Source organism: Deltaproteobacteria bacterium (assembly GCA_009692615.1).
Taxonomy (GTDB): Bacteria; Desulfobacterota; Binatia; order UBA9968; family UBA9968; genus DP-20.
In genome coordinates, this window is record SHYW01000014.1 from 1 (window position 1) to 12,765 (window position 12,765).

Annotated in this window: 13 protein-coding genes and 1 other RNA gene; 4 read left to right on the forward strand and 10 right to left on the reverse strand. The window is 56.4% G+C overall.

Annotated elements, in window-relative coordinates; genetic code table 11:
• The first annotated feature begins 121 nt into the window (after positions 1-121).
• Positions 122-1,027, forward strand: a complete 906-nt coding sequence (locus tag EXR70_05045) for an extracellular solute-binding protein (protein ID MSP37838.1) — start codon at positions 122-124, stop codon at positions 1,025-1,027.
• A gap of 187 nt (positions 1,028-1,214) precedes the next feature.
• Here the strand turns inward: EXR70_05045 and EXR70_05050 are convergent, their stop codons facing one another.
• From EXR70_05050 to EXR70_05080, 7 genes are all read right to left on the reverse strand, one after another.
• Positions 1,215-2,447 (reverse strand): DUF4102 domain-containing protein, encoded by a 1,233-nt coding sequence (locus EXR70_05050; GenBank protein MSP37839.1) that lies wholly within the window; start codon positions 2,445-2,447, stop codon positions 1,215-1,217.
• Positions 2,448-2,613: 166 nt separating this feature from the next.
• Positions 2,614-2,965, reverse strand: a transfer-messenger RNA (tmRNA) gene (ssrA, locus tag EXR70_05055).
• 74 nt (positions 2,966-3,039) lie between these two features.
• Complete coding sequence (gene smpB, locus EXR70_05060; GenBank protein MSP37840.1) at positions 3,040-3,516, reverse strand: SsrA-binding protein SmpB; 477 nt, start codon at positions 3,514-3,516, stop codon at positions 3,040-3,042.
• The gene (locus tag EXR70_05065) at positions 3,506-4,159 is read right to left on the reverse strand and encodes a DUF502 domain-containing protein (GenBank protein ID MSP37841.1); all 654 of its coding nucleotides are present in this window, start codon (positions 4,157-4,159) and stop codon (positions 3,506-3,508) included. Before EXR70_05065 ends, smpB begins: the two co-directional genes overlap by 11 nt.
• A gap of 13 nt (positions 4,160-4,172) precedes the next feature.
• Positions 4,173-5,018 carry a pantoate--beta-alanine ligase gene (locus tag EXR70_05070; GenBank protein MSP37842.1) on the reverse strand — a complete coding sequence of 282 codons (846 nt, stop codon included), beginning with the start codon at positions 5,016-5,018 and terminating at the stop codon, positions 4,173-4,175.
• Positions 5,019-5,130: 112 nt separating this feature from the next.
• Positions 5,131-5,934 (reverse strand): 3-methyl-2-oxobutanoate hydroxymethyltransferase, encoded by an 804-nt coding sequence (panB, locus tag EXR70_05075; GenBank protein ID MSP37843.1) that lies wholly within the window; start codon positions 5,932-5,934, stop codon positions 5,131-5,133.
• A gap of 115 nt (positions 5,935-6,049) precedes the next feature.
• A complete protein-coding gene (locus EXR70_05080) occupies positions 6,050-6,691 on the reverse strand; it encodes a deoxynucleoside kinase (protein MSP37844.1) in 642 nt (213 codons plus the stop codon).
• A 61-nt stretch (positions 6,692-6,752) separates the two neighbouring features.
• Here EXR70_05080 and nagZ point away from each other — a divergent pair, with 61 nt between their 5' ends.
• The gene (gene nagZ, locus EXR70_05085) at positions 6,753-7,832 is read left to right on the forward strand and encodes a beta-N-acetylhexosaminidase (GenBank protein ID MSP37845.1); all 1,080 of its coding nucleotides are present in this window, start codon (positions 6,753-6,755) and stop codon (positions 7,830-7,832) included.
• A gap of 81 nt (positions 7,833-7,913) precedes the next feature.
• On the opposite strand, the gene EXR70_05090 is transcribed toward nagZ, so the two are convergent.
• Positions 7,914-9,257, reverse strand: coding sequence for a glutamate--cysteine ligase (locus EXR70_05090; GenBank protein ID MSP37846.1), 1,344 nt, complete (start codon positions 9,255-9,257; stop codon positions 7,914-7,916).
• Positions 9,244-10,275 (reverse strand): S-methyl-5-thioribose-1-phosphate isomerase, encoded by a 1,032-nt coding sequence (gene mtnA, locus EXR70_05095; protein MSP37847.1) that lies wholly within the window; start codon positions 10,273-10,275, stop codon positions 9,244-9,246. The genes EXR70_05090 and mtnA overlap by 14 nt, the downstream gene beginning before the upstream one ends.
• A 66-nt stretch (positions 10,276-10,341) precedes the next feature.
• Here mtnA and EXR70_05100 point away from each other — a divergent pair, with 66 nt between their 5' ends.
• Positions 10,342-10,578: a hypothetical protein gene (locus EXR70_05100; GenBank protein MSP37848.1), complete on the forward strand. Its 237-nt coding sequence runs from the start codon at positions 10,342-10,344 to the stop codon at positions 10,576-10,578.
• Between the two features lie 195 nt (positions 10,579-10,773).
• Here EXR70_05100 and acpS read toward each other — a convergent pair whose 3' ends face one another.
• Positions 10,774-11,163, reverse strand: a complete 390-nt coding sequence (gene acpS, locus EXR70_05105; GenBank protein MSP37849.1) for a holo-[acyl-carrier-protein] synthase — start codon at positions 11,161-11,163, stop codon at positions 10,774-10,776.
• A gap of 155 nt (positions 11,164-11,318) precedes the next feature.
• On the opposite strand from acpS, the gene EXR70_05110 reads away from it, so the two are divergent.
• Positions 11,319-12,725 (forward strand): class II fumarate hydratase, encoded by a 1,407-nt coding sequence (locus tag EXR70_05110; GenBank protein ID MSP37850.1) that lies wholly within the window; start codon positions 11,319-11,321, stop codon positions 12,723-12,725.
• Positions 12,726-12,765: the final 40 nt, after the last annotated feature.

A 12,765-nucleotide genomic window follows, 5' to 3' on the forward strand; every position in this document is an offset into this window, starting at 1 on the left:
ATAAAGCCGTCGTATCTTGCCCAATATTTCCATGGTGATCACCCTTTTTATCTCCTGCCTAGAAATTAGGCAGGACAAGTAGAACACCTGGGTCAATTTTGGATCGGCATCACACCTTAAAGTGGGTCAGTTTTCGGTCAGCGGCAACAGCGCCGAGGACACAAAGCAACTCTCGGGCGCATTTCAGAAAAAATATCCCTTCATTCAGGTCGAGACTTATCGCTCCAGCACTGAAGCGGTCGCTAACAAGATTCTGACGGAAACACGGGCCGGCAGATATCTTTATGACATCGTAAACAATGGTGCTTTTGAAATATGGCCGCTTTACAAACGAGGTCTATTGGGCAAATACATCTCACCCGAAAGAAAACCTTATCCTCCTTCTGCGCAGGACCCAGAGGGCCAGTGGAATGATCTTTATGACAGTCATTACGTCATCGGTTATCAAACAAAGATGGTTTCTGCCAAGGAGGCGCCCAAAGATTGGGAAGATTTGCTTAACCCCAAGTGGAAGGGCAATATCGCGTTGGATACAGAAGACCATGAGTGGTACATGGCCATGCTAGCATCTATGGGAGAAGAAAAAGGGAAGGCGTTTATGAAGCACCTTGCCAAGCAAGATCCGCAGTGGCGCAAGGGTCACACTCTTATCGCCCAACAAATGGCAGCAGGAGAGTTCCCGCTGGCCTTAATTTACGCTCACCGAGCAGAAAAGATGAAGGCTCAAGGCGCTCCCATTGATTGGGCGGATACATCCAATCCAATTGTGACCGGCATGCGACTTGTGTCTATGGGAGTCCGTCCTCCAAATCCCAATGCGGCGAAGCTCATGTTTGATTTCGTGATCTCCAAGGAGGGGCAATCTGTAATTCGGTCGTTTTATAGAATTCCCGCTCATCCTGAAGTGGAACCTTTGACCCCGAAACTTGATCCGAAAAGATTGAAACTCTTTCGGGCTGCGCCGAATTTAGCCGAAAATTCTGACCGACACATACGCGAATTTCGCGAGATATTCGGTCTGAAATAGACGAGTTTGAGGCGCATTTGCTATTAGTCAGCTGGTTGATTGAGTTTGCGATGGCGTTCCAACACAAGCCACCGGATACTTCCTGAAAATGCAGCAAAACAATTTTGCTGAGTAAGACGGGACCACTCGATTGACATTTCGCTTGCTTCGCTAGGTCCTTAAAGCACCTGCCTTTCATCAGTTTTTGTTACGCTTTCCGGAATAGTGGTATTACTTCCGCGCCAGCTTTCAGCCCATCCAAATAATCCGCCCAAGCCTGCATCATCTTGCGTCGCTCCGGCAGATGCTCAGCGAAATTGTACGCGGCGCTGACAGCGTTGCGTTCCGCGTGGGCGAGCTGGCGCTCGATCGCTTGATGGTTCCAGCCTTGTTCATGGAGCAGCGTCGAAGCCATACTGCGGAAACCGTGGCCGGTCATCTCTTCTTTCGGATAACCCATCCGACGCAGCGCAGCCAGCACAGCGTTTTCGCTCATGGGCCGCTCACGCGTTCGCGCGCTGGGGAAAACGTAGCACGGAGCGTTTGGCCTGGAGGCCATTGGGCGGTTCGTCAGCGGTTCAAGCTCGCGCAGGATCTCAACGGCCTGGTGCGACAACGGAACGATGTGCTGCTCGCGCATTTTCATCCGCTCGCCTGGGATGCGCCATTCAGACTTTTCAAGATCGATCTCCGGCCATTGCCCTTTACGCAGTTCGCCCGGCCGGACGAACACCAGCGGCGCAAGCCTCAGCGCGCATTTCGTCGCAAAGTAACCTTCGTAGGCATCTATCGCGCGGAGCAAAGCGCCGATACGCTTCGGTTCGATGATGGAGGCGTGGTGCTTTTCTTTCGGTGGTGGGAGGGCGCCGCGTAGATCGCCCGTCGGGTCGCGCTCGGCCCGGCCCGTCGCTACTGCGTAGCGGAAAACCTGCCCGCAGTTCTGCATCGCCCGGTGCGCCGTTTCCTGCGCGCCTCGGCTCTCGATCCGGCGCAGCACTGACAGAAGTTCGGGCGCTTTGATTTCCGCAATGGCCCGCTTGCCTAGCCACGGAAACAGGTCTTTTTCGAGCCGTCGTAAAATACGGTCGCCGTGACTCGCTACCCATCCCGGTGAAAACTTCGCGTGCCACTCCCGCGCGATGGCCTCGAAACTTTCCGCGCCGGCCTGCGCCTGCTTTTCCGCTTTGCGCGCCGCACCCGGATCGACGCCAGCGGCGAGCTGCTGTCGGGCTGTATCCCGCCTTTCCCGTGCCGATTTCAGACTCACGTCTGGATAGACGCCGAAGGAAAGTCCCTTCGCCTTACCACCGAAGCGGTACTTCCAGCGCCACCATTTGCCGCCAGCGGGGCCGACTAGCAGATGTAGACCACCGCCGTCGAACAACTTGAATGGTTTTGCCTGGGGCTTTGCGGAGCGAATAGCGGTATCTGTCAACGGCATGTGGGGGTAACTCACTTTCCAGATCTACCAGTTACCCCCAAAGTTACCCCCACTATGGGGGTAACTGTAATTGGACGGCATGGGACCATGCCGGACACTATATCAGCGTATTTACTGTGATTACAACTACTTTGTGGGCTTTTTAGGACCAGGCTGGAAAGGTAAATGGTGGAGGCGGGGGGAATTGAACCCCCGTCCGAAGGTTTTCCGTCAAGTATGACTACATGCTTAGCCGTTGTTTTGATTTCGCGCCGCGAGCCCCCAGCGGCTGGGTCTCGCGAAACTATCCGGTTTAGATCTCAGCCTCATCCCCTCCGGCAGGAGAATCGGCCCATCCCACTGAATGACATCTTATCCGATCCCGCGGGAGAAAACCGGTAAGACGCTAGCGGCACTTAAGCAGCTAGTTGGTATTCAAAATTATCTGCGTTTAAATTGCAGTCTGTTTGTTTAACGGGATAACAGAACCCCGGCATGCCACCTTGTCTTCCCGCCCTCGTCGATCCCATATCGCCCCCTTGAAAGCCAGTCTAGCGTTTTGGCTCTGGAGTTTCTAGTCGGCGCTGGCAATGCGAATAATTGGACGGCAATCTCAGCGTCTGGACCGCAGCGACCGTTCGACTTCCCGTGCGGCGTCTTTGCGCTTGAGGGTTTCGCGCTTGTCGTAGAGCTTTTTACCGCGCGCCAAGCCGAGTTCGATTTTGGCTCGGCCGTTTTTAAAATAGACTTTGAGCGCGACCAAGGTTAAGCCGCGTTCTTTGGTCTTGCCGGTGAGCTTGTCGATCTCGCGCGCGTGCAGCAGAAGCTTGCGCGTGCGCGTCGGCTCGTGATTGAACTGGTTGGCGCCGGGATAGGGGCTGATGTGGAAATTGATTAGGAAGGCTTCGCCTTTGCGAATGTTGGCATAGCTGTCGCTCAAATTGGCTTTGCCGTCGCGCAGCGACTTCACTTCGCTGCCGACCAGCACCAAGCCCGCTTCGTAAGTGTCGTCGATGAAATAATTGTGACGCGCTTGACGGTTGACGCATACCACCTGCTCTACAGCATCCGCGGTCTTTTTAGTTGCCATTTTTATTTTTCTCGTCCGGCGTGATCAGACCGCTGGAGGTAATCAGCTTGAGCGCCTCTTCCATCGTCATGTTGAGCGGCGTGACTTGATCGATGGGAAATAGCAAGTAGAAGCCGGACGTTGGGTTGGGCGTGGTGGGAACAAACACGTTGACCAGTTGAGCGTTACGTTTTTCCTCCAGATGGGACCAAGCCCGGCCCATGGCAAAACCGATGGTGAACACACCGACGCGCGGATATTCGACCAGCACCACCTGGCGCTCGGCGTTGGACGGGCCGAGAAAAGTTTGCACCAGTTTCTGCACGGCGGTATAGATGCCGCGAAAAACCGGTATCTGCACAAAAACGCTTTCCCAGACAGCGAGAAACCGGCGCGTCGCCACGCCGCGCGTGAGCATGCCGAGAAACAGAATCAACAGCAGCGTAACGACGGCGCCGAGTTTGGGAATCGGAAACGGCAGGTGGCTGTTGGGATGAAACGACACCGGCAGTACCGCCAGCACGCTGTCCAACAAATCGATCACCCAGCCGATAAACCATAGCGTGATCGCCACCGGCAAAAACACCAACAAGCCGGCGAGGAAATAGCGTTGCAGCCGATCGCGCCAACGAGTTTTTACTTTTGTCGAAACTTCTTCCGCCACTGCCAGTTATTCCTTAGGGTCTGAGCACGCGATTGTCGATCAAGCGCGCCTTGCCGATGCGCACGGCGAGCGCGAGCACCGCTGGGGCGTGGACGTCGGCAACAGCGTCCAAAGTTTCGGCGTCGCACAGTTGCACGTATTCAACTTGGGCGAGCGGTTCTTTAGCGAGTTCGGCGCTGACCAAGTTAACAATCGCCGTTGCCGCGGTTTCGCCGCGACGCAATAAGCGCTCGGCCTTGCACAGTGCACGCGACAAACAGACCGCCGCTTGGCGTTCGGTCGCAGTTAAATAGAAATTACGCGAACTCATCGCCAAGCCGTCCGCTTCGCGCACGATCGGATGGCCGACGATTTCCACGTCCAGCAATAAATCGCGCGCCATGCGGCGGATCACTTGCAGCTGCTGAAAATCTTTCTCGCCAAAAATCGCCGTGTGCGGCTGGACGATATTTAACAACTTAGCAACCACGGTTGCCACGCCGCGAAAGTGGCCGGCCCGCACCGCGCCGCACAGTGGCAGGCTCAACTTCTCGACTTGGACGAAAGTCTCGGCTCCGGTCGGATAGATTTCCGCAGCCGCCGGATGAAACAAAACATCGACGCCCTCGGCATCGAGCATTTGCCGATCGCGCTCGAAGTCGCGCGGATAGGCCGCGAAGTCTTCACCCGGCGCGAATTGGGTCGGATTGACGAAGATCGACGCGACGACAGAATCGCCGCGCAAACGCGCGTCGCGCATCAGACAAAGATGCCCCTCGTGGAGAAAGCCCATGGTCGGCACAAAAATGACACGACGACCGGCGCGCCGCTGCGCTGCGCTCCAGGCGCGCATGTCGGAGATAGGCTCGATGATCTGCATGAACGTTTAGGGTATGAATTGGAGAACTGGAGTGATGGAGTATTGAATAATTCCGGAATCCGAACAACCCAGCACTCCAACACTCCAGTACTCCATCACTCCAATCTCATTCCTACTTGAACGAATGCTCCTCGGCAGGAAAAGTTTTCTCCTTCACCTCGCCGATGAAATTTTTCACCGCGCCGCTGACGGCGCTTTTGATGTTGGCGAATTGTTTGACAAACTTGGGCGTGAAATCATCGAACAGACCGAGCATGTCATGGATCACCAAGACCTGTCCATCGCAGTGACCGCCGGCGCCGATACCGATGGTCGGAATCGTCAAGCGCTGGGTGATCTCCTGCGCTAGATCGCTCGGCATGCCTTCTAAGACCACGGCGAACGCGCCGGCCTCTTCCACCGCCAAGGCGTCTTGCATGACCGCTTCGCGGCGATTTTTCTCCCGCCCTTGAATCTTGTAGCCGCCAAACTGGTGCACCGATTGGGGCGTCAAACCGACATGGCCCATCACCGGCATGCCGGCGGCGACGATGGCGTGAATCGCGTCGCGCACCGCGACACCGCCTTCTAATTTAATCGCTTCCGCGCCGGCTTCTTTGAAAAAGCGCCCGGCATTTTGCAGCGCCTGCTCGCGGCTCACTTGATAGGAGATGAACGGCATGTCACCGATTACCAATGCGCGCTTGCGCCCGCGCACTACAGTGCGGGTGTGATAGATCATCTCGTCCATGGTCACGGCCAAAGTATTTTGTCCGCCCTGTATCACGCAGCCGAGCGAGTCGCCGACCAAGAGCATTTCCACGCCGGCTTCGTCGAGGATGCGCGCGAAGGAATAGTCGTAGGCGGTCAAGCAAGTGATTTTCTCGCCGCGCTGCTTCATCTTCAAAATATGCGGTACGGTGATCTTGTCGCCCATGATCTACCCTCCAAAAAAACAAAAGGCCCTCCGGGCAAAGCCGGAAGACCAACGTGGGCGAAGAAGAGCCGCTGCTCTTCTCAGAAAACGCCTTTTGGCATCCGTCTCGGTCCGACTATCTGGATCCAAGCGGTATATAGTGCTGCGTGCCCGAGCCCATATGATTGATCTCTTTGATCAAGTCAGCCAGATCCTTGCTGCTCGCCACGAAATCAATCTCCGAAGTGTTCACCACTAACAACGGCGTTTCATCGTAGTGGAAAAAAAACTGATTATACGCCTGGGCCACTTCGGTAAGGTACTCGACGGTCACGCTTCGCTCGTATTTTTTATCCCTTTTTTTGACCCTTTTGTAAAGCACCTCGGGGCGCGCCTGAAGATAGACGACCAAGTCCGGTTTCGCCACCCGAGTGTTCAGTAACGCATAAATCTGCTGGTAGAGACTCAGCTCTTCAGCGCTTAATGTCAGCGTCGCGAAGATCTGATCCTTGGCGAATAGATAATCGGCGACGACATTTTGGTTGAATAGGTCATGCTGGGCCAGCTCCATCTGCTGTTGGTAGCGGTTGAGCAGAAAGAAGGTCTGATTTTGGAAGGCAAAGGTCTCACGCGATTTGTAAAACTTCGGCAGGAACGGATTGTCTTCGATCCGTTCGAAGATCGTCCGGGCTTGGAACTCGTTGGCCAGGATCTTCGCCAAGCTCGACTTGCCGACCCCGATCGGCCCCTCGACGACTATGTACTTCGCCTTCGCCATGGATCGGACGAATCTACACGGAGACCGAAAGCTTGTCTAGGTTATGTTATAGTGGCCGGCCATGGAGACGCTGCGCGAGAAAATCGGCCAAATGTTTCTCATCGGCTGCCAGGGCGAGAGCCTAACGGTTAATGAGCAATTGATCTGCGCCGAATATCAGTTCGGCGGCGCGATCTTGTTCAAACGCAACTGCGCCGAGCCGGCCCAAATGCGCGGCCTGTGCCAAAGCCTATGGGATACGGCCGGCGAAACGCCGCCGTTCATCGCCATCGATCAAGAAGGCGGCCGCGTCCATCGCCTGCCGCCACCGTTCACTCACTTTCCAGCCGCAGCGCGCATAGGCGAAAAAAATAATCCTGAACTTGCACGCAGCCTCGGCCGCGCCGCGGCAGAAGAGCTGAAGCTCATCGGCGTCAATCTCAACTTCGCGCCGGTGCTCGACGTCGATTCCAATCCTCAGAATCCGATCATCGGCGACCGCGCCTTTGGCCGCGATCCAACGCGAGTCATCGACATCGCCTCGGCGTGGACGCAAGGATTGCGCGACGGCGGCATCATCCCCTGCGGCAAACATTTTCCCGGCCATGGCGACACCGACAAAGACTCGCACTTAGAATTGCCAATGGTGCGGAAATCGTTCGACGAGTTGAAGACAGTGGAATGGCCGCCCTTCGCCCACGCGTGCCGTAATTGCATCGAAGCGCTGATGACCGCCCATGTGCTCTACCCGGCATTAGATCGAAATCTGCCAGCGACCTTGTCCGAAGCCATCGTCACCGGCCTGCTGCGCTATCAATTCGGCTATGACGGCGTCGTGTTCAGCGACGACATGGAGATGCAAGCCATCGCCGACAACTACGGCGTCGAAGAAGCTGCCGCCCGAGCCGTGCGCGCCGGTGTCGACGTGTTGCTCTTCTGCCACGACTTGGAGAAGGCGATTCAAGCTTTTGAACTTCTCTGTGATGAGGCCGCCAACGATCCGCTGATGCGCGCCCGGGTCGAAGAAAGTTTGCGCCGGATCACCGAACTCAAGCACCGCTATGTAAAAGAATTTACCGCCATGAGAGAAAACGAAATCGTCGCGCGGCTAATTGAATTGAACCACCAACGAATGCTCACTGACAACTTCGGCGAAGACTAATTTACGCGCGATCCGATGTAGGGGCGGGTCGCGACCCGCCCTCTTCGGTTCGCCAATCCAGGAACGACCGAAGAACCAACCCTACGGCAACTTGTAAGCAGTATAAGCGATCAACTTACGCAGATCCTTCTGCAACTCGCCGTGCCATTTGTCGAGGATCACATCGGCAGGGCATTTGCCTTGAGCGAGCAGATCGCTCAGCGGATTTAGATAAATCGTCTCGTCGTTGCCGGCATCGTTGAGAACATGCTGGCGGCGCAACCCTTCCGACGCGATCGCCAGAAATTCCTTTGCGATATCGAGCAGCGCATGGCGCCGAATGCGCGCCGCCAAAGCGTTCTCGTGAGAGTCGAGATATACCTGATTGCGCTCGTCCCAACTCCAGCTCTTGACCAAATCCCACGCCGCGAGCAGGCAATCGTTGTCGTAGAACGTGCCTTTGATTAGCGCCGACAGCGCCGGCATCAGTTCCGGCGCCTGGCTGTCGACGGACCGAATTTCAATATAGCGCTTGATGCGCGTCTCGGGAAACAACGTGGTTAGATGATCGGCCCAATCTTCCATCGTCGCCCGCTCGCCGTTGTGGCCGTATTCGAGATACTGGCGAAAGGTCTTGCTGGTCATGTCAATATAATTGTGATGCCGGATGATGAAATACATCGGCACGTCGAGAGCGTACTCGACATAATGACCGAAGCAAGCTTCCGGCGCGAAGGCGAACTTGAGCAAGCCTTGGCGGCTCTTATCGGTATCAGTCCAGATATGCTCGCGGAAACTTTTGTAGCCGTTCACGCGCCCGTCGCAGATCGGTGAGTTGGCGAACATGGCGATCAGCACCGGCGCAAGCCCCATGCCGGTGCGAAACTTCGTCATGGCGTCTTTTTCGTCGAGGAAATCTATATTGGCCTGCACCGTGGCGGTCTGCTTCATCATGCGCTGCCCGAGCGTGCCCACCGTCGGCATGTACGGCCCCATGATGCCGTAGCGTTGCTTGGGCACCCATTGAATTTCTTCCAGCTTGCTCGCCGGCTGCATACCGAGGCCGAGAAAAATAACTCCCAGCGGCTCGCATACTTCTAAGAGCTCGCGCATGTGCAACGCAAACTCGCCATAGGTGCAGTGAATGTTTTCGCAGGGCTCGCCGCTGAGCTCGATCTGGCCGCCCGGTTCAAGCGTGATTTGCGCCCGCTCGCGGTTGAGCGCGATGATGTGGCCGTCTTGTTCGATCGGTTCCCAGCGGAAGCGGTCGATCAATTCGCGCAGAATATATTCGACGCCGCGCCGACCGAAGTAAGGAATCGCTTGACCGGTGTGCTTGTCGACGCCGACTTTTTCGGACTCGGTGCCGACCCGCCACCGCTCGCGCGGTTTGCCTGCTTCTTGAAAATAAGCTTCGAGTTCTTCGTGTTTCTCAATGACTGACATGACTGCGAATGTTCCGTTGATAGGGAGGGTTTATCACTCCCTTTTCCGTAATGATAGCCGAGATCAGCTCGTGCGGCGTGACGTCGAACGCCGGATTGAATATCTTAATTCCCTTGGGCCCCAGCGGCTTACCGAAAATATGCGACACCTCGGTGGGATCGCGCTGCTCGATGGGAATATCGTTGCCCGTCGGGCAATCGATATCGATGGACGACGTCGGTCCGGCGACATAAAAAGGAATCTTGTGACGCTGCGCCAGCACGGCGATCGTATAAGTGCCGATCTTGTTGGCCACGTCGCCATTGGCCGCCACCCGATCGCAACCGACCACCACCGCGTCGACTTTACCTTTCGCCATCATGTAACCGGCCATATTGTCGGTGATCAGCGTCGCGGGAATTTTTTCCTTCTTGAGTTCCCAAGCGGTCAGTCTAGTACCTTGGAGAAACGGCCGGGTTTCGTTAACGATAACTTCAAACTTGCTGCCCGACTCCTTGAGCGCCCGGAGCACGCCCAGCGCGGTGCCGTAACCGGCCGTCGCCAACGCGCCGGCGTTGCAGTGGGTCATGATCCGTTTGGCGTTGCGCATCAGCGCCGCGCCGAACTTGCCGATTTGCCGATTGGCGGCGATATCTTCTTGGTAAATTTTTTGCGCTTCGTCTTTGAGCGCCCGCTGCACGTTTGCCACACCGCGGCTGCGTTGGGCGGCGTAAACATCGCGCATGCGCCGCAGCGCCCAAAACAGATTCACAGCCGTCGGCCGGGTCTTTCCCAATGTCAAAACGATCCGCTCGAACTCCCGGTCGAAAGTTTTCTCAGGCGCCCCAAGCGCGCCCAACGCCACCCCCATGGCCGCCGCCACACCGATGGCCGGCGCGCCGCGAATCACCATCGAGCGGATCGCTGCCGCGACTTGATTGTAATCGCGGCAAACCCTATACACCTCTTTGTGCGGCAGGAGACGCTGATCGAGCATGATGACTCGATCGTTCTTCCATTCGATGGTTTTTACCGCCATTAAAATATTCCAATTTCGCGGAGATCAAGTATATTAGCTGTCCAAACGGAGCGTCAAGAGCGGTTCATGGATTTTTACCAACTGATAGGCTACTTCAGCGGACTGATCATCGTACGGCCCGACATTGAACCGGCACTGTTGCTGCCCACTGTCGCGCTCGTCCACATCCTCGACGCCGTCCTATGCGCCGTCATCGCCAACCACAGCCGCCGCAACATGCTCGGCTGGACCGCCGCCGGTTTACTCTGCGGCATATGGGCCCTCGGCGCGTTGTTTTTGCTGCCCGCGAAGAAAGACCAATGATGCGGTTCCTGTTAGTCACCGCATCCTACATAACTTGAAACCGGAAAATCCGATCTCACCACGAAGATCACGAAGGACACGAAGGGTTCGGACAATTTATTCTCCGAACTTCGTGCTCTTCGTGTCCTTCGTGGTGAAAAGTTTTTTTCTAATTTGGTTGCGGCTCTCCTGCGCTAGGCATTTGTGATTACTCTTCTATTCATCCTGCGCGATCACGAACGCCAGCCCGTGCTGCTTGGTATGCGTGATCGACAGCGCCCAGCGGCGAACCCCCAACTCTTCGGCAAGCTTCGCCGTCTTGTCATGTAAAACGATCTCCGGCTTGCCGCTGCGCGCCCGCGCCACTTCGATATCGAGCCAGCGCACCTTCGAGCCCCAGCCGCGTCCGAGCGCCTTCATCACCGCCTCCTTCGCCGCGAACCGCCCGGCATAGCTCTCGTACTTGCCACGCTTCTTCTTCTCGCAGTAGGCGATTTCTTTCTCGGTGAAAACGCGATCGCGAAAGCGCCGCCCGCTGCGCGGATGCTCAAGCGCCGCCTGGATGCGGTCAACTTCGGCGAGATCGACTCCGGTGCTGATGATCATGGCGGCAACCTAGCGGCTGTCGGCGGCTAGTGTCAAGTAAGCAGCCGGTGCGTATCGATCAACCTGCCTCGCCGTGGCGGTGACCGGCATTCCGTGTGCTATGATGCCTACGAGCGATGGGGCCGCACAGACAAATTGACAGAGGAGCAACTCTTATGGATAACCAATCCGCTCGTATCGAAAAGGACAGCCTCGGCGAAGTGCGCGTGCCGGCCGACGCGCTTTACATGGCGCAAACTCAAAGAGCGATCGAAAATTTTCCGGTCAGCGGCTTGCGCTTTGGGCGTTCGTGCATACGCGCTCTGGGCATCATCAAGTCGGCGTCAGCGGCGGTGAACGCGGAATTGGGATTGCTCGATGCCAGATTGGCAACGGTAATTGAGAATGCGGCTCTGGAAGTGGCCAACGGACAGCACGACGAACAATTCCCCGTCGATATTTTTCAATCCGGCTCGGGCACCTCGACCAACATGAACGCCAACGAGGTGATCGCCACCCGCGCGAAGCAAATCGCCGGCAGCACAACTGTTCATCCCAACGACCACGTCAACATGTGCCAGTCATCCAACGATGTGATTCCGTCAGCCCTGCACATCGCTTCGATGATCGAATTACAGGAGAACCTTCTACCCGCGCTGCATCATTTACACGATGAGCTTTTGCGCAAAGCCGAAGCAAACGACGACGTGGTCAAAACCGGGCGGACTCATTTGATGGACGCGATGCCGATCCGGCTCAGCCAACAGATCGGCGGCTGGGCGGCGCAGATTCGTCAATCCATCGAGCGGCTAACCGCGACACTGCCACGAATGGGCGAACTCGCTCTCGGCGGTACAGCGGTGGGCACTGGGATCAACGCGCATCCTGAGTTTGGCGCGCGCGTGGCCGCGCGCATTTCGCTCATGACAAGTATCAAATTTGTCGAGAGCGCAAATCACTTCGCGGCACAGTCGGCGCAAGACGCCGGCGTCGAACTTAGCGGTCAGTTAAAAACTCTGGCGCTTGCGCTGATGAAAATCGCCAACGATCTGCGCTGGATGAATTCCGGACCACAAGCGGGACTCGGCGAGATTGTGTTGCCACCTCTCCAACCCGGCAGCTCGATAATGCCGAGTAAGATAAATCCTGTCATATCCGAATCGGTCATGATGGTTGCGGCCCAGGTGGTCGGTAACGACGCCGCGATCACGATGGCCGCAAGTCACGGCAACTTCGAGCTGTTAACCATGTTGCCGGTGATCGCACACAATTTGCTGCAAAGCCTGCACATCTTGGCCAACGTAAGCAAGCCGTTGGCGGACAAAGCCGTCGGTGGTTTTACCGTGAACCGCGAGCAAATCGCCGCAGCGATCGAGAGAAATCCCGTCTTAGTGACCGCGCTCAATCCAATCGTCGGCTATGAAAAGGCCGCGGAGATCGCCAAACAAGCTATCGCCGAAGGGCGCTCAATCAAAGACGTTGCGTTGGAGAGAACCTCCTTGTCGCGGGCGGAGCTCGACGGCTTGCTCGACCCGCGGGCACTCACATTCGGCGGCATCGCAACCGGGGTGACCGGAAGTTGATTCATATCGGCCTGCTCGAAACACGCGCTAGATGATCTAC